This is a genomic window from Lysobacter sp. SCRH-1R (genome assembly GCF_057747855.1).
This window is the reverse complement of sequence record NZ_CM173227.1, coordinates 3,594,122-3,608,796: the sequence shown is the minus strand read 5'-3', so window position 1 is coordinate 3,608,796 and position 14,675 is coordinate 3,594,122. Positions and strand designations below refer to the sequence as shown.

Below are 14,675 nucleotides of genomic sequence, written 5' to 3'. Positions count from 1 at the left end.
CCACGAGTGGGACTGAACGACAGGAAGCGTCCGCACAGCGCCTCGCCAACCCGTCCGCGCAAGAACACAGCAATCCCTCACCCCGCCACATCCTCCTCCACCACCTGCCGCTCCCGCAGCCGCGCCACCGCCGCCTCCTCGCGCGCGCCCATGATCATCTCCGCCAGCCACTTGATCAGGATCGCCGTGTACGCCTTCTGCGCCGGCTTCTGCGAAAACGCATGGTCGGCGCCCTCGATCACGCGCCGCGTCAGCGAGCGCGTGTCGTGCAGCGCGTTGGCGTAGTTGTCGATCACCGGATGCGGCACCACCGTGTCGTGCTCGGCGGCGACGAGCAGCGCGTGGCCGCGATAGTCGGCACACGCGCGCAGCACGCGGTTGTCGCGCCAGTCGATGCGGCGCTGGCGGTAGGCGGTGAGATCGGTGTCGATGTGCAGCTGCAGCTTCGGCAGCTCCCAGCCCTCGTCCTTGTAGATCGCCGGCGAACGCAGCGCGAGCCAGCGCACTGGCCGCAGCGCCGTCATCAGCGCGGCCAGGTAGCCGCCGTAACTGATGCCGACCACCGCGATCGCGCCCGGGTCGACGTTCGGCCGCGCGGCGAGCCAGTCGTAGGCGGCGAGCAGGTCGGCGAGGTTCTGCGGTCGATTGACCTTCTCCCAGTGGCGCGCGGTGCGCTCGTGCCCGCGCAGGTCGAAGGTGAGGCAGACGCAGCCGATGCCCGCGGCCTCGCGTGCGCGCACCAGGTCGTGTTCCTGGCTGCCGCCCCAGCCGTGCACGAAGAGCACGCCCGGCAGCTGCGAAGGCGGCGCGAGCACGGTGCCGCCGATGCGATCCTGCTCGACCTCCAGTTCGATGGTTTCGAGGCTAACGTCCATGCGCATCGTCCTGCGCGTCGAGCATGGCGTACTTCGTGATGGGGCCCACCGCCGGATCTTCGGCGCGGAACGAGACGTGCGCGCCGAGTGGCGGATCCACCAGCTCGTGGACTTCGACCGTCGACACGTTCACGCGCGACAGCTGCGGATCGCGATGCATCGCCTCCAGCGCGAGGACCTCCGCCGGCGTCGCACCGCCCACGCGCCAGGACTGTTCGAGCACGCCGGTGCGCGGCATGCCCGAGGGATCCACGCCGAGCGCCACGTCGTAGTTGCGACGCGAGGCGAAGAACGACGGATAAGCGCGCGACACCTCCGCGTCGTAGCGGATCGCGCAACGCAGCACGCGGCGCTCGGCTTCGTCTTCCAGCGTCGCGAGCAGATCGTTCAGGTCGCCGCGCAGGCACGCCAGCGTCGAGCCGCCGTAGGTCGCCACGCCGTCGCGATTGCGCGTGAGCCGCTGCATGCCGAAGTACGCGACGCGATGCGAGCCGACCGCCACGGTGCCGACGCTGTAGGTTTTCACCGGTTTGAGGTTGAGTTCGACCACCGCGCCCACCCGCGCGAGCGACTTCGGATCGAGCTGCGCGAGCGCGGCGTCGAGGGATTTGCGCTCGGTCGCGACCGACTGGCCGCTGCCGCCGATGCCGTCGGCGCGCTTGATCCGCGCCGGCAGTCCCTGTTCGAACAGCCGCTTCGCCGCGCGCGCGACGTCATCCACGCTGAATGCGGCGAAGCCGGGCAATGTCACGTCCTCCAACGCGCGGCCGAGCGCGTCCGACCAGCCTTCCGGCTTCGCGCGTGGCTCGTCGACGAGCGGATGGGTGATCGTCTTCGTCGCCACGAACGCGTGCGGCACCACGCCGCCCAGCAGCTGGTTCGGCCCGACGATGCCCAGTTCGTGCGCCTCATGCGTCAGCAGCGTGACGTCGGGCACGAAGAACGCCGGGCCGCGGTAGTCCGCGTCCGGCACGTGCACGCCGCCGTATGCGAATCCGAGCAGCGACGCCACGCGCTCGCCGATCCAGCGACCGGTGGCGGCTTCGTGTTCGCTGCGATGTTCCCGCCGTAACAGCTCGACCACGCAACCGGTGCCGTCGGCGCAGTGGCCGCGATCGGCATCGGGTGCGGTGGGGGTCCAGACTCCGCCGGCCGCCATCGCGAGCGTCAATCCGGTGCCTTGGCCGGCACGAACGGCGACACCGGATCGCTGGCCGGGAACGTCTCCTCCAGCGCCTGATCCTGGTTCTCGCTTTCGTGCTGTTTGCGCTTCTCGCGCTCGCGCGCGTCCTCGGGCTTGTCCTGCGTGGTCTTCTTGTCGTCCTTCAGCGGCGGGTCCTTGCGATCCTGCGACATGGTTGCCTCCGGGGGGGTGGCAGCATCGGTTGCATCGACGATACGACCGCGCCCGGGTAACGCGGCGTGATGGCGGCAGCTCGCGGAAAGTGGCTGTTCACGCGGCTTTCCGGGGCTCCGGCGGATGGTTCCGTCGCGGCGATCGGCCGCGCGACGGCATCGCGTATGGACTGGCACAGCAGGTTCGCCAAGGCGGCGGCGCGCTGGACGGGCAACGCGTCGTGTTTCGGGCTGGCGGCGCTGATCGTGATCGCGTGGTTGGTGAGCGGGCCGATGTTCGGGTTCAGCGACACCTGGCAGCTGATCATCAACACGGGAACGACGATCGTCACGTTCCTGATGGTGTTCCTGATCCAGAACACGCAGAACCGTGACACCGAGGCGATGCAGATCAAGCTCGACGAGCTCATCCGCGCGACGCGCCAGGCCGAGAACACGCTGCTGGACCTGGAGGAACTCGACCAGGCCGAACTCGATCGCCTGCGCGAGCGCTACGAGCAGCTCGCCCGGCTGGCGCGCGAACAGAGCCTGGCGCGGCAGCGAGATCCGGTCGCGCGGGAACACGAGCGCAAGGCGCGTTCGGCCGAACGCGAGATGCGGCGCGCCGATTCGGTCGACGAGCCGGAGAAGGACTGAACGCCTTCAGCGCCAGGCGCTGCCGACCTGGATGTAGAACGTCTCGTCCTCCGGTCCCCATGCGTAATCGACGCCGGTGTAGAGGCCGAGCACGCTGGCGATCTTGTAGCGCACGCCGGCGTCTTTCGCGACCTGGCTCGGCGCTTCGCCGAAATCGTTGTGGCGGCCCAGGTGCGGCCGGCGCGGAGAAAGCCGACCAGCGCGCCCGCCGGCGGGGCGATGGAAGAACGTCAGCGCCAATCCGCCGCCATAACCCACTGCCGGATCGCTGACGATGATCGGCGCGGGCAGGAAACCCTTGCGATCGAGCAGCCCGCGCGACATGGCGAACCGGCCGTCCTTCGGATCGTGCAGCAGGGCGCGCATGCCGGGCTTCCCGTCCTGCGCAGGCACGGCGGCATCCGCTTGCGTTTGCGCCATCGCCATGCCGCAGGTCAGCGTGCACGCAAGAAGCAGCGCGCCCACCCTCGCCAGGCGGCGGCGCATCAGTGCTCCGGCACGAGGAAGGTGACGACCAGGCGCACGCCCCAGTCGGGTCCGCCGCGCGGCGAGTCGGCGTAACCGCGCAGACCTCCGGCGAAGCTCAGTGTCTGGCTGCCGATGCGCGTGACTTTCGAGTAGACGACGTTGATCGGCACCGTCCACTGCTGGTTTTCCCAGTCGTAGGTGGATTCGGAGTTGAACGTGAGCGTGCGGCCACCCGGGAACTGACGCGCGAAGAACGGCTGCAGGAAGGTGTTGCTGATGTCGGGATCGTTGGCGGAACCGCCTAAGGACCAGATGTGGTTGGCGAGCGTGCCGACCGTCCAGTGCCTGCCTTGCCGCAGCACCAGCACGCTGGGCCCGGCGCCCCATTCGTCGACGCCCAGCATGTCGTTGCTGGCAGTGGGCAGGAGGAACACCGGTCCGATCCCCCACGTCACACCGCCCGCGGTGGGTTGCTTGGGTGAGAAGAAGAACGTGGGCGTGACGTTGCCTACGCCGAACTGGCTGCCGGAATTCCCCGCGATGTCCTCCTGGTAGATCACGGGCATGATGACGCGCGTGATCAGGTTCCAGTCCTGCGAGATCGACGCGGGAATGACCGGCTGGATGTTCAACGTCTGCTTCGTTCCGTCCTCGCTGCCGTAGCCGAAGTCGGCGTTGTACTGCAGCGGGATGCTGATCATCGATGCGACGGGATTGGACAGCTTCTTCGCCAGTTCGTCGGCGCTTTCCTGGGCGGACGCGACGGGTGCGGCGAGGACGATTGCGAAGGCGAAGAGAAGCGGGCGGATGTGTCGCATGTACGAAACTCCCTGTACGGTCAGAACGCCACGGTTGCGGTCACCATCAGCGGATCGCCTTCCAGGCGACGCTTGACGTCGAATTCCTTCAACCAGCGTGCGGCGAATTCGACCTGGCCGCCGTCCCATTTCTTCGAGTAATTGACGATCGGCCCCAGCGCGAGCGAATGGCCCTTGAAGCCGTTGAGGCGGTCGGCCACGGGGCCTTCGTCGTCTTCCAGCTGTTCGATCCAGCCGCCGATGCCGCCCACGCCCCAGCCGTTGGCGAAGCGCTTGACCAGCATCGAGTCCATGCGGAAGACGGCGCCGTTCTTGTAATCGGTGGCGTCGTTCTTCGTGTAGAAATCGACGGCGGCCACCGTGGTGAATTCCAGCGTGCCTTTCTGCATCAGCTGCGTGTAGCCGACCGTGGGCGAGTAGGTCCAGTTGTTGAGGCTCAGGTTCGCCAGCCGGTCCGGGTCGTAGCTGCCCCAGTCGGTGTAGATATAGAGCGCAAGGCTCAGGTGCCGCGTCTGGTCGAAGTGATAGCCGGCGATGAGCGGGGCGAAGAAGGGATCGAACACGTCCCAGTCGGCCTTGTCCTTCACCTCGCCGGTGAGCGGGCCGATCGAAACGTCGGCGGTCACGTCGACGGTGGCGAACGGCAACGTCGCCATCGAGGCGAAGTTCCAGCGGCCCTCGCCGGTGTCCCACACGTACAGGCCGGTGATGCTGAGCATGTCGAAGTCCGCGTCCAGGCCCAGCGTCAGCAGGTTGTTCACCGGCACTTCGCGGGCGCCGCCGATCTCACCCGAGTAGTGGACATAGCCGACCGCCGCGTTGAAGCCCGGCGTCGGCGGCACGACGCCGGCGAAGGACTGCACGGACGTGCCGGTGATGGTGCGGCCCAGCGCGCCTTCGGTGGCGTGCACAGGCATGGCGAGCGCGGCGCACGACAACGCGAGGCCGGACACGAGCAGATGTCGGGCGTTCATCGTTCTCTCTCCATGACGAGTTCACGCTCGCTTTTTCGAAGCGTCTTCCGGCGGCGATCTTGCGGGGTGCGGCGTGCGTGTCGGGCCGAGCCTTCAAGGCCTCCTTAGCGGCGGCGGAAACCACCGCCGCGGAAGCCGCCGCCGCCCAGTCCCGGACGGAATCCGCCGACCGGACGCTGCATGCCGCCCGCGGGGCGATCGATGCCGCCGCCGCGCTGGAAGTTGTTGCCGCCGCCGCGTTCGAAATTGCCGCCATGCTGGAAGCCGCCGCCCTGGCTCTGGAACGCCGCGGGATTCAACTGGCCACCGCCGCCGCGGACGCGCTCGTCGCCGCGCTCGCGCGCGATGCGGTCGCCGTCGAGCGCACTGGAATCGAGGTCCTGTCGCGTCTGGCCGGAGAGGTTCTGCGAACGATCGGGCCGTTCGACCTGCGTCCAGCCGTTCCCGTCATGCTTGTAGACGTTGCCGTCGCGACCGGCGTAGACGTTGTCGTTCACCTCGACCACGCCGCCGCGATTCAACGTGCCGGTGTCGGCGTTGTAGTGGAAGCCGCCCGCGCCGCGCGCGTCGCGGCCGTTCGGGCCCTGCGTGTTGAAGGCGCCGCCCGCCGCCGCGCCGTTTGGCCCGATCGCAGCGCCGCCGGCCGCCTGCGTGACGCGGCCGGTGCTGGTGTTCACCACGGTGCGCTCGCCGGCGCGCGCGGCCTGGCCGGTATACGGATTCACCGCCGTCGCCGTGCCGCCGGCGACCACGCGTCCGGTCTGCGGGTTGTAGCGGATGCCCTGCGCGCCAGCGGAGGTGGTTCCGGTGTAGACGTTGGTGTTGATGCCCGCGCGGCCAACGCCGCGACCGCCGGTCGCTTCGTTGTAGTACCCGCCACGTCCGCCACGGCCGACGTTTCCGGTCCACGGATCGGCCCACGCGGCGGCGGTGCCGCGCACGGTGGCGTTACCCCAATGGTCGTAGACGTTCCAGGCCGCCGCGCCGCCGCCCCACCATCCGTACGGGTAGGCCGGTCCGTACCACGGGCCCCACCACGGGCTGTACGGGCCGTACCAGCCGTCGTTCCAGCCCCAGCCCCAGCCGAAGGTCCAGCCGACCCACGCGTTCCATCCGAAGTACGCGCCCATGCCATACGTGGCGGGACAGCCGTACCAGTAGGCGCCGACCCAGGGCGTGCAGGCGTAACCGGTGCCGTAGACCACGACGTTGTCGGTGACGACGGTGCCGTAATAGCCCGGCGTGTAGCCGACGTACACCTCGTCGTCGTCTTGCCCGTACACGCGCACGTAGGTGACGTAGTGCAGCGGCGAGCGGGTAGGAATGGCGTAGACCGCCGGCGGCACGCTGGTCGCGACGGTCCACGGCCCGGTGGGTGAGGACGCGGCGAACCAGATGCCCTTGTCCACGGCGTAGTAACTGTCGCTCGCCACGCGGATCACCGGCACGGGTGTGTTGCGCGCGTACTGCAGCGCGGTGCCTTCGATGTTCGCGAACTGCGGCGCGCCGTCATAGGTGACGGTGAGCGTCGCCTGGCCCTTCTTCACCGTGGCGGTCTGCGGGATGTCGTTGGCGATCAGCGCTTCCTTGGATTCCGGTGTGCCGGGAATCGACGCGAGCACGCCGCTCTTCGGACTGTCCGGCGGTATCTTCGCGAAGTCCGCCGGCAGGCGCCCCGGCGCCACGTGCGTCCACGGTCCCCTGCTGCCCGGCGCAGTGAACCAGCGTCCCGACACCAGCACGTACCACGCGTTGTCGGCGGCGCCATCGACGAACACGTCCGCGCCGGTGTTGGCGATATAGCTCAGCTTGGTGCGCGGGACCGCGGCGAACTGCGGATCCCCCTGGGCGGTGATCAGTTCCGCCGGGTGCGTGCGCACGTACAGGTCGGGCAGGCCGCCGTTCGCGAATGCCTGCGCGAGCGCTTCGGGCGGTTTGTCGAGGGTGTCCACCTGTTTCGACGACACCGCCTGCTGCATCGCCTGCGTGAGGTTCGCATCGACCGTCGGCGCAGCGCTCCACGGGCCGTCGAGCGACGCCGCCTTCGCCCAGTGTCCGCCGAGGTAGGTGTAGTACTCACCGTTGCTACGCAGCAGCAGCGAGCGGCTGTTGATCACGCGCTGCACGCCGGCGACGCCGCTGGGCTTCAGCGCGGGCGCGCCGTCCACCAGGATCAGCACCGACGGACGGGTGCCGAACAGGATCTCGGGCGGATCGTTGCGGACCGGCAACGACGGCGGCGTTTTCGCGTCGACGGCGGCGATCGCCAGCGCCGACTCCAGCTGGTCGAGCGATACCGTGAGCGTGGACTGCTGCTTCAGCTGCGCGCGTGCCAGTTCGAGATACCGCGCCTGCTTCGCGGACGCGGTCGGGAAGCTCGCGCCGGTCAGCTGCATGTCGCCGAGCACGACCGCGCGCGCGTCCTTGTCGATCTGCGTGCGCGCCTGGAACGTCACCACGCCGTGGTCGGCCGTCTGTTCCGGCTTGCCGTCGGCGCCACTGTGCGTTCCGGTCTTCACCGACATCGCGAAGCGGCCCTTGAGCTGGTTGTCCTTCCAGCTTTCGTACTGGGGCTGGTGGACGTTGAACGTCGTGCCGCTCTGCGTGAACTCGCGCGGGAACGGTCGCGCATCGATGTTCGCCGCAGCGACAGGCGATGGTTGCGCCAGCGCCATCCCGATGCCGGCGACGCCCGCGATCGATCCGAGCAAGGCCAGCGTCGCTCCAAGTACCAACGAAATCTTGCGCATGGGGACTCCGTTGCATGCGCACGTCCAGAGCGGGCTTTGAGCGTGCGGGTTCGAGGGAGATGCGACTGATGGTGGCAGAGGAGTCGGTGGCCGAAAGTCGGAAAAAGCCGCGTCGACGAGTCGGATATGTGGACGCGAAGCGGAGGTCGAGACGGCGATCAACGAAGCACGAAGCACGATGCACGACCTGCCTGCTGTCGATGCGTCGCAGGCGGTGCATCGCCCGAGGGAAAGCACGCGCGCCGCACCACTGGGTGGCGATTACGTACGTGTGTGTTCGATGCGGAAGAAAGCGTTCGCCGAGCGCATTCGTGCGCTGCGATCGATGACTGGCGCCGTGCAGCCGCGGTCAGGCAATGGTTGCCCGTTCGACATCGTCTTTCCCTCCCGACAGTCCGAATGCCCGGTGGCCTGTGTCGCTCGCGGACGACCGCCGCGCGCTGACGAGGATGCGCGAAAGCCGTGGTTTCACCGCCGCAACATTTCCGGCAATTCAGCGTGAAATCGCTGTGACGACGATGCGAACGCGTGCGCGTTCAGGCTGGGCGACGGCGAAGCCGTCGATAAGCGGCGCGTGCAGGCGCTGCCCGCTTAGCCGCGCGCCGCGATCCCTTCGCGATGATTGCGCGACGCGGTGAACGCGGACGGATGCTCGCCGATCCGGAACCCCATTCCGGGGATCGTCTGCAGCAGCGGCGTTTCGCGCCCGCGGTCGATGGCCTTGCGCAGGATGTACAGGTGGCTGCGCAGCGAATCCGAATCCGGCGGCTCGTCGCGCCACACCTCGCGCTGGATTTCCTCGCGGCTCACCACGCGCGGCGCTTCGCGCATCAGCAGGTGCAGGATCTGGAAACCGATCGGCGTGAGGTGGATCGGGACGCCGGCGCGTTCGGCGCTCATCGCGTGCGGATCGAGCACCAGGTCCCCGACGCGGATCGGTTCGCTCGCGGTCTTGCGCGAACGGCGCATCAGCCCGCGCAGCCGCGCTTCGAGTTCCTCGATCGAGAACGGCTTGGTGAGGTAATCGTCGGCGCCCGCTTCCAGTCCTTCCACACGGTCCTGCACGGTGTCGCGCGCGGTCAGCATGAGGATGGGCGTCGCGCGCCGCTGCTCCTGGCGGATGCGCCGGCAGACCTCCACGCCGTCGATGCGTGGCAGGTTGCGATCGAGCAGGATCGCGTCGTAGGGATTGTTCGCGGACAGCCGCAGCGCTTCCGCGCCATCGCGGGCGAAGTCGACTTCATAGCCGCCCGCCTCGAAGAAACCGCCGAGCATCTCCGCGATGGGAAGATGGTCCTCGACGATCAGGATGAGTCGGCCGTTGTGGTTCATGTGTCTACCGGATGCTGAAAAAACCGCTGTATTTCAAGGTTCGGTGAAGACTCGTGACGCGAACGTGAGATTCGCTGAACGAAGCGGGCGACGTGGCCCATTCACGATTTCGTCGCCGCGCCACACACATCATCGCTGCATTCCAATTGCAACCTGGTGCATCGCGATGGCCAGCGCCGAACACGACCTGCGCGTGATCAACAGCCTCATCGAGACCACCATCGACAGCGTCGACGGTTACCGCGAAGCCGCACGCGAGGCCCGCATTCCCACGCTGCGCACGTTGTTCGAACGCCGCGCCAGCGAACGCCAGGCGGTGGTGGCCGCGTTGCAGGCGTTCGTCGTCTCGAAGGGCGGAAAACCGCAGGACGATGGCACCGTGCTCGCGGCGGCGCATCGTGTGTTCGTCGACCTGCGCTCGGCGCTCGACAACGGCGACGAGGCGGTGGTGAAGGAAGTCGAGCGCGGCGAGGACCACATCAAGCGAAAGTACGGCGATGCATTGAAGGACATCGAACTCACGCCGGCCGCGCGCGATGCGATCGAGAACGCGTACGCGTCGGTGAAACGCGGCCATGACGAGATGAGCCGGCTCAAGCAGGGGTTCGAGGGGCTCGGCTGAATGGCACGAGTCGACCAGCCGGGAAGTACCGCATGAATCCCGACGCGATCGGCTGGCTGGCATCGCTCGTGCTGCTGGCGACGCTGGTCCGGCAGATCGTCACGATGGCGCGCGATCCCGACGCGAAAGGCGTGTCGCGGTGGCTGTTCCTCGGGCAGTGCGTGGCGTCCGTCGGCTTCGTCGTCTACAGCCTGATGGTGAACAACCTCGTCTTCGTCGCGACCAATGCGGCGATCCTGGTCACGGCGATCGTGGGGCAGTGCCTCGTCGCACGACGGAAGTCGCGGCGCTCGAGCGGCTGAGTGCGCGTGTTCAGGCCCGGCACGCAGGCAACAAAAAACCCGCCATCGCGGCGGGTTCTCGAAGGTCTTCGCAGTGGTGGCTATGGGTGGACTCGAACCACCGACCCCAGCATTATGAGTGCTGTGCTCTAACCGGCTGAGCTACATAGCCCCGCGAAGAATCGCGAATTATTCACGCCTGAAGGGGCGTCGTCAATCGCTCCGTGAATTGCCGGCGCCGGGTTGTCGGGCCGGGCAGGGGCATGGCAGAGTCGGGGACAGTGAATTCAGGAGTCCGCATCGTGATCGATCCGGACGGCTACCGGCCCAACGTCGGCATCGTCCTGATGCACCCCGACGGACGCGTGTTCTGGGCGCGCCGCGTGCATCGCGACGGATGGCAGTTCCCGCAAGGCGGGATGAACAGCGACGAGACGCCGCTGGAGGCCATGTATCGCGAGCTTCGCGAGGAAACGGGCCTGCTGCCCGAACACGTCGAGGTCCTCGGCGCCACCCCGGGCTGGCTGCGTTACCGCCTGCCGGAGCGGGCGATCCGCCGCAACGACCGGCTGGTGTGCATCGGCCAGAAGCAGGTGTGGTTCCTGCTGCGCCTGACCGGCCAGGAATCCGACCTGCGCCTGGACCTGACCGATAAGCCCGAATTCGACCATTGGCGCTGGGTGGACTTCTGGTACCCGGTCGAGCACGTGGTGATGTTCAAGCGTTCCGTCTACGCCCGCGCGCTGCGGCACCTGGCGCCGGCGGCGCGGCAGGTCGCCGGGCCGCAGGCGGTGCCGGCGCCCGGGCCGGATTTCCAGAGCGAGCGCGCCAACCGCAGCCGGCGGTCGCCCTGGCGCGGCGCCGGGTTTCGTCCCGGTTAATTGACAATCATTCTCATTCGTGGCGGAATGGCGCTGCAGCCGATCCGGCTGCCTGCTCCGAACACCGCCGCCGTGTACGTCTGCATCTGCAATGGGGTCACCGATCACGACATCCGCTCGGCTGCCGAGGCCGGTTGCCGCAGTGTGACCGAACTGACCATGCGGACCGGCGCCGGCGCCAACTGCGGTAGCTGCCTGGACATGGCCGCCTCGCTGCTGGACGCCGCCCACGCCGTGCGCGAGCTGCCCTTCGCGGTGATGCAGGAAGCCGCCTGAGCTTTTCTCCCAAGCGAGACTGATTCTCGGACGCGGGTGCACCCGATTCGCGTTCCGTCATCGCGCGCCTGAACGGGCTAGAGTGCCGCCATCCCACGTCCACGGAGGCCGGCCATGAAGGGCGACGCCAAGGTCATCGAATTCCTCAACAAGGCGCTCTACAACGAGCTGACCGCGATCAACCAGTACTTCCTGCACGCCAAGATGCTGAAGAACTGGGGCCTGAAGGAACTGGCCGAACACGAATACAAGGAATCCATCGACGAGATGAAGCACGCCGACAAGCTGTCGGAGCGCATCCTCTTCCTCGAAGGCCTGCCGAACTTCCAGGCGCTGGGCAAGCTGCGCATCGGCGAGAACCCGCGCGAAGTGCTCGCGTGCGATCTCGCGCTCGAGCTGGAAGGCCTGCCGCTGCTGCGCGACGCCATCCGTTATTGCGAGTCGGTGAACGACTACGTCAGTCGCAAGCTCTTCGCCGACATCCTCGATTCGGAGGAAGAGCACATCGACTGGATCGAAACCCAGCTGTCGCTGATCGAGCGCCTGGGCGAGCAGAACTACCTGCTGACCAAGCTCGAAGACTGATCGCCGCCGCGCGTGCGATCGGAACGAAAAACGCCGCCGGTTCCGGCGGCGTTTTTGCATCCGGCGATCAGACCGGCCCGGGCTTCGGCGCCCGCCGGAACAGCATCCGCCACACCCACCACAGCAGCAGCGCCAGCGTGACGCTGATCAGCACGACCACGCTGAGCGCGATCCACGGATGGGCGAACACCAGCGCGAGGCCGCCGACGGTGGCGATGTCCTCGGTGATCGACGCCGTCCAGTTGCTGACCGGTTCCGGCGAGGTGTTGAGCAGGGCGCGCGAGCCGGACTTGAGCACGTGGCTGGTCAGCGCCACGCCCGCGCCGGCCGCGAGCGCGCCGGCGCCGAGCTCCCCGTCGGACGACAGGGTGGCGGCCGCCAGGAAGGCGCCGGCCGGGATCCGCAGCAGCGTGTGCAGCAGGTCCCAGCCCGAATCGACGCCGGGGATCTTGTCGGCGAAAAATTCGCCAGCGGCAAGCACGCCGGAGACGCCCAGCACCCAAGGCGAGGCGGTAACCTGCAGCGCCTGCGGCAGGTCCAGCCAGCCGAAGAACCCGGCCAGGCCGACGCCGAACACCGTCAGATAGACGCGAATTCCGGCCAGCCAGGCCAGAACTACGCCAATTGCGAACAGGTGCGCATCCGTCATGTCGCTCCCTCGCTAGACTGTCCACCGAAGTATAGGGGCTGGGGAAACCGGCGACGTCATCGCCGGAAAGATGCTTATGAACAAGACGCCGCGCAGGGCGCCGCCGCCGCGCTTCACGATCGTCCAGCAGCGACCGGACCGCCGGCCGCTGATCGCGGTCGTGCTCGGCCTCGCCTGGCTGGCCTCGATCGTGGGCGTGTGGATCGGCGCCTCGCGCGTCGCCGCGCCCCGCCTGCCGGCCATGACGGCCGAGCTCGATGCCGCCCGCGACGAGCTGCGACGCTGGCGTTCGCAGGCCGAACAACTGGCGCAGCGCGAGGCGACGCTCGCGCGCTCCGACCAGATCAGCCGCGCCGCCAACAAGGAAGTGCAGAGCGAGCTGGCCGAACGCGAGGAAGAAATCTCCGATTTGCGCGCGAACCTCGCCTTCTACGAGCGCCTGGTCGGCGCGACCGGCCAGCCGAAGGGCCTGAGCGTGCATTCGGCACGCTTCGATGCGGAATCCGGCGGCACCTGGCGCTACCAGATCGTGCTGACGCAGAGCCTCAACAAGGGCGCGATCAGCCGCGGCCGGCTGCACTTCACCGTCGAGGGCGTGCGCGACGGCAAGCTCGCGACAGTAGGCTGGGACGAGCTCCACCAGCGCAGCGACGTGCCGCCGCAGGATTACTCCTTCCGCTATTTCCAGCAGCTCAAGGGCAGCGTGATGTTGCCGGCCGGCTTCACCCCGCAGCGGGTACGCGTGTCGCTCGACGGCGGCGACGTGGCGGTCGAGCAGACGCTGGGCTGGCAGATCGGCACCACCTGACCTCTTCGTTTTTCCCCTTATGCCGGTTCGCCGGCGCGCAACCGGAAGTACCCGATGTTCAAGAGCAAACCCGCCCAGATCGACGGCCATCAGGTCGACACCCTCATCGGCGCGCAGGTGGTCCTGCACGGCGACCTCAAATTCAGCGGCGGTCTCTATATCGAAGGCCGGGTCGTCGGCAAGGTGATCGCCGAGGAAGGCCAGCGCGCCACGATCACGCTGGCCGAGAACGGCAGCATCGAAGGCGAGGTGCGCGCGCCGGTGGTGGTCATCAACGGCCGCCTGGATGGCGACGTGTATGCCAGCGAGCGCGTCGAGCTGGCCGCCAAGGCGCGCGTGCAGGGCAACGTGCACTACCAGGTCGTCGAGATGCTCGCCGGCTCGGTGCTGACCGGCCGCCTGATCCACGCCGGTGCCCACGAGGGTCACGCGCTGTCTGAAGCGGATCTGGACGGCGTCGCCGTTCTGCGCTGACCGTCACATCCGGTCGCGGTAGGCTGGGCGCCGGTTCCCACGGCGACCCGGCATGACCCCGAGCGATCCCGAGCAGCCCTCCACGCCCCACCCCGCGGGGCCGGCCGGCCATGTGCCCGAGCCGGTCGCCGCGCCGGCGGCGGTGCGCGACGCGCTGGTCGGCCGACGCGGCCCGATCCTGCTGGGCATGGTCGCCGTGTCGCTGCTGTTCGGCTTGTGGGGCGCATGGCGCGTGCTCGCGCCGGCACAGGACAGCCCGCAGGCGAAGCTCGAGGACACCGAGCGCGAAAGCCGCAGCCAGCAGCGCCAGATCGAACAGCTGCAGCAGCGCGTGGCGACCCTCAGCCGCTCCGACCAGATCAGCCGCGACGCCAACCGCGACCTGCAGAGCACGCTGGCCGAACGCGACGAGGAAATCGCCGGCCTGCGCGCCGACGTCGCCTTCTACGAACGCCTCGTCGGCAGCACCGCGCAGCGCCGCGGCCTGGCGGTGCATTCGCTGAAACTGCAGCCGCAGAACGACACCGCCTGGCACTTCACCGGCACGCTGACGCAGAACCTCAACCGCGGCGCGGTGAGCACCGGCCAGCTGACGCTGGCGATCGAGGGTACCCGCGGCGGCAAGCTCGAAAAGCTGACCTGGCCGGTGCTGCGCCAGCAGACCGACGCGCCCGGCGTGACGTACTCGTTCAAGTACTTCCAGCAGGTCGAAGGCGACGTGTTCCTGCCGCCCGGTTTCACCCCGGTCCGCGTGGCCGTGCGGCTGGCGCCGCGCTCGGGGGCGGCGATCGAGCAGTCGTTCACCTGGGCCGAGGCCACGCGCGACGTCGCGCCGGCCACGGCCTCGCCCTGAGGCCTTGGTGAAGCCCGGCCGCCCGCAGGACGCTGCG

General features: G+C 68.2%; 19 protein-coding genes and 1 tRNA gene. 10 read left to right on the top strand and 10 right to left on the bottom strand.

The window, feature by feature from the left end; genetic code table 11:
• Positions 1-77: 77 nt before the first annotated feature.
• Genes AC3ANK_RS16530 through AC3ANK_RS16520 form a run of 3 tightly spaced genes read right to left on the bottom strand, consistent with a single transcriptional unit; the run spans position 78 to position 2,231 of the window.
• Positions 78-875: an alpha/beta hydrolase family protein gene (locus AC3ANK_RS16530; RefSeq protein WP_242525304.1), complete on the bottom strand. Its 798-nt coding sequence runs from the start codon at positions 873-875 to the stop codon at positions 78-80.
• The gene (locus AC3ANK_RS16525) at positions 865-2,034 is read right to left on the bottom strand and encodes a DUF3182 family protein (RefSeq protein ID WP_206862232.1); all 1,170 of its coding nucleotides are present in this window, start codon (positions 2,032-2,034) and stop codon (positions 865-867) included. Before AC3ANK_RS16525 ends, AC3ANK_RS16530 begins: the two co-directional genes overlap by 11 nt.
• Before the next feature lie 8 nt (positions 2,035-2,042).
• Positions 2,043-2,231, bottom strand: coding sequence for a hypothetical protein (locus AC3ANK_RS16520; protein ID WP_206862231.1), 189 nt, complete (start codon positions 2,229-2,231; stop codon positions 2,043-2,045).
• A gap of 165 nt (positions 2,232-2,396) precedes the next feature.
• On the opposite strand from AC3ANK_RS16520, the gene AC3ANK_RS16515 reads away from it, so the two are divergent.
• Positions 2,397-2,867, top strand: coding sequence for a low affinity iron permease family protein (locus AC3ANK_RS16515; RefSeq protein WP_206862230.1), 471 nt, complete (start codon positions 2,397-2,399; stop codon positions 2,865-2,867).
• Positions 2,868-2,873: 6 nt separating this feature from the next.
• On the opposite strand, the gene AC3ANK_RS16510 is transcribed toward AC3ANK_RS16515, so the two are convergent.
• The 4 genes from AC3ANK_RS16510 to AC3ANK_RS16495 form a co-directional block, all read right to left on the bottom strand.
• Entirely contained in the window at positions 2,874-3,353 is a 480-nt protein-coding gene (locus tag AC3ANK_RS16510) for a hypothetical protein (protein WP_206862229.1), read from the bottom strand.
• Complete coding sequence (locus AC3ANK_RS16505) at positions 3,353-4,153, bottom strand: transporter (RefSeq protein ID WP_242525303.1); 801 nt, start codon at positions 4,151-4,153, stop codon at positions 3,353-3,355. The genes AC3ANK_RS16510 and AC3ANK_RS16505 overlap by 1 nt, the downstream gene beginning before the upstream one ends.
• Before the next feature lie 20 nt (positions 4,154-4,173).
• Positions 4,174-5,127, bottom strand: a complete 954-nt coding sequence (locus AC3ANK_RS16500) for a SphA family protein (RefSeq protein ID WP_484171536.1) — start codon at positions 5,125-5,127, stop codon at positions 4,174-4,176.
• 104 nt (positions 5,128-5,231) lie between these two features.
• Positions 5,232-7,877, bottom strand: coding sequence for a hypothetical protein (locus AC3ANK_RS16495; RefSeq protein WP_206862227.1), 2,646 nt, complete (start codon positions 7,875-7,877; stop codon positions 5,232-5,234).
• A 178-nt stretch (positions 7,878-8,055) separates the two neighbouring features.
• Between AC3ANK_RS16495 and AC3ANK_RS16490 the strand changes: the two genes are divergently transcribed.
• Complete coding sequence (locus AC3ANK_RS16490; protein ID WP_206862226.1) at positions 8,056-8,379, top strand: hypothetical protein; 324 nt, start codon at positions 8,056-8,058, stop codon at positions 8,377-8,379.
• An 89-nt stretch (positions 8,380-8,468) separates the two neighbouring features.
• Here AC3ANK_RS16490 and AC3ANK_RS16485 read toward each other — a convergent pair whose 3' ends face one another.
• Positions 8,469-9,209: a response regulator transcription factor gene (locus AC3ANK_RS16485; protein ID WP_206862225.1), complete on the bottom strand. Its 741-nt coding sequence runs from the start codon at positions 9,207-9,209 to the stop codon at positions 8,469-8,471.
• A 166-nt stretch (positions 9,210-9,375) separates the two neighbouring features.
• Between AC3ANK_RS16485 and AC3ANK_RS16480 the strand changes: the two genes are divergently transcribed.
• Positions 9,376-9,831 (top strand): PA2169 family four-helix-bundle protein, encoded by a 456-nt coding sequence (locus AC3ANK_RS16480; RefSeq protein WP_206862224.1) that lies wholly within the window; start codon positions 9,376-9,378, stop codon positions 9,829-9,831.
• Positions 9,832-9,863: 32 nt separating this feature from the next.
• On the top strand, positions 9,864-10,133 hold the full coding sequence (locus AC3ANK_RS16475; RefSeq protein WP_206862223.1) for a hypothetical protein: 270 nt from the start codon (positions 9,864-9,866) through the stop codon (positions 10,131-10,133).
• Positions 10,134-10,207: 74 nt separating this feature from the next.
• Here the strand turns inward: AC3ANK_RS16475 and AC3ANK_RS16470 are convergent.
• Positions 10,208-10,284: transfer RNA gene (locus AC3ANK_RS16470), tRNA-Met, on the bottom strand.
• A 130-nt stretch (positions 10,285-10,414) separates the two neighbouring features.
• Between AC3ANK_RS16470 and AC3ANK_RS16465 the strand changes: the two genes are divergently transcribed.
• The 3 genes from AC3ANK_RS16465 to bfr all read left to right on the top strand — a co-directional run bounded on the left by AC3ANK_RS16465 (position 10,415) and on the right by bfr (position 11,854).
• The gene (locus AC3ANK_RS16465) at positions 10,415-10,993 is read left to right on the top strand and encodes an RNA pyrophosphohydrolase (protein ID WP_206862222.1); all 579 of its coding nucleotides are present in this window, start codon (positions 10,415-10,417) and stop codon (positions 10,991-10,993) included.
• Between the two features lie 72 nt (positions 10,994-11,065).
• The gene (locus AC3ANK_RS16460) at positions 11,066-11,269 is read left to right on the top strand and encodes a (2Fe-2S)-binding protein (RefSeq protein ID WP_115841834.1); all 204 of its coding nucleotides are present in this window, start codon (positions 11,066-11,068) and stop codon (positions 11,267-11,269) included.
• Between the two features lie 114 nt (positions 11,270-11,383).
• Positions 11,384-11,854, top strand: a complete 471-nt coding sequence (gene bfr, locus AC3ANK_RS16455; RefSeq protein ID WP_115841833.1) for a bacterioferritin — start codon at positions 11,384-11,386, stop codon at positions 11,852-11,854.
• 67 nt (positions 11,855-11,921) lie between these two features.
• On the opposite strand, the gene AC3ANK_RS16450 is transcribed toward bfr, so the two are convergent.
• Positions 11,922-12,503, bottom strand: a complete 582-nt coding sequence (locus AC3ANK_RS16450) for a DUF4126 domain-containing protein (RefSeq protein WP_206862221.1) — start codon at positions 12,501-12,503, stop codon at positions 11,922-11,924.
• Positions 12,504-12,579: 76 nt separating this feature from the next.
• On the opposite strand from AC3ANK_RS16450, the gene AC3ANK_RS16445 reads away from it, so the two are divergent.
• From AC3ANK_RS16445 to AC3ANK_RS16435, 3 genes are read left to right on the top strand one after another with little or no spacing between them, the layout of a single operon-like run.
• On the top strand, positions 12,580-13,311 hold the full coding sequence (locus AC3ANK_RS16445) for a D52 family tumor protein (RefSeq protein ID WP_242525301.1): 732 nt from the start codon (positions 12,580-12,582) through the stop codon (positions 13,309-13,311).
• A 54-nt stretch (positions 13,312-13,365) separates the two neighbouring features.
• A complete protein-coding gene (locus tag AC3ANK_RS16440) occupies positions 13,366-13,785 on the top strand; it encodes a bactofilin family protein (protein ID WP_206862220.1) in 420 nt (139 codons plus the stop codon).
• 52 nt (positions 13,786-13,837) lie between these two features.
• A complete protein-coding gene (locus AC3ANK_RS16435) occupies positions 13,838-14,638 on the top strand; it encodes a DUF6776 family protein (RefSeq protein WP_242525300.1) in 801 nt (266 codons plus the stop codon).
• Positions 14,639-14,675: the final 37 nt, after the last annotated feature.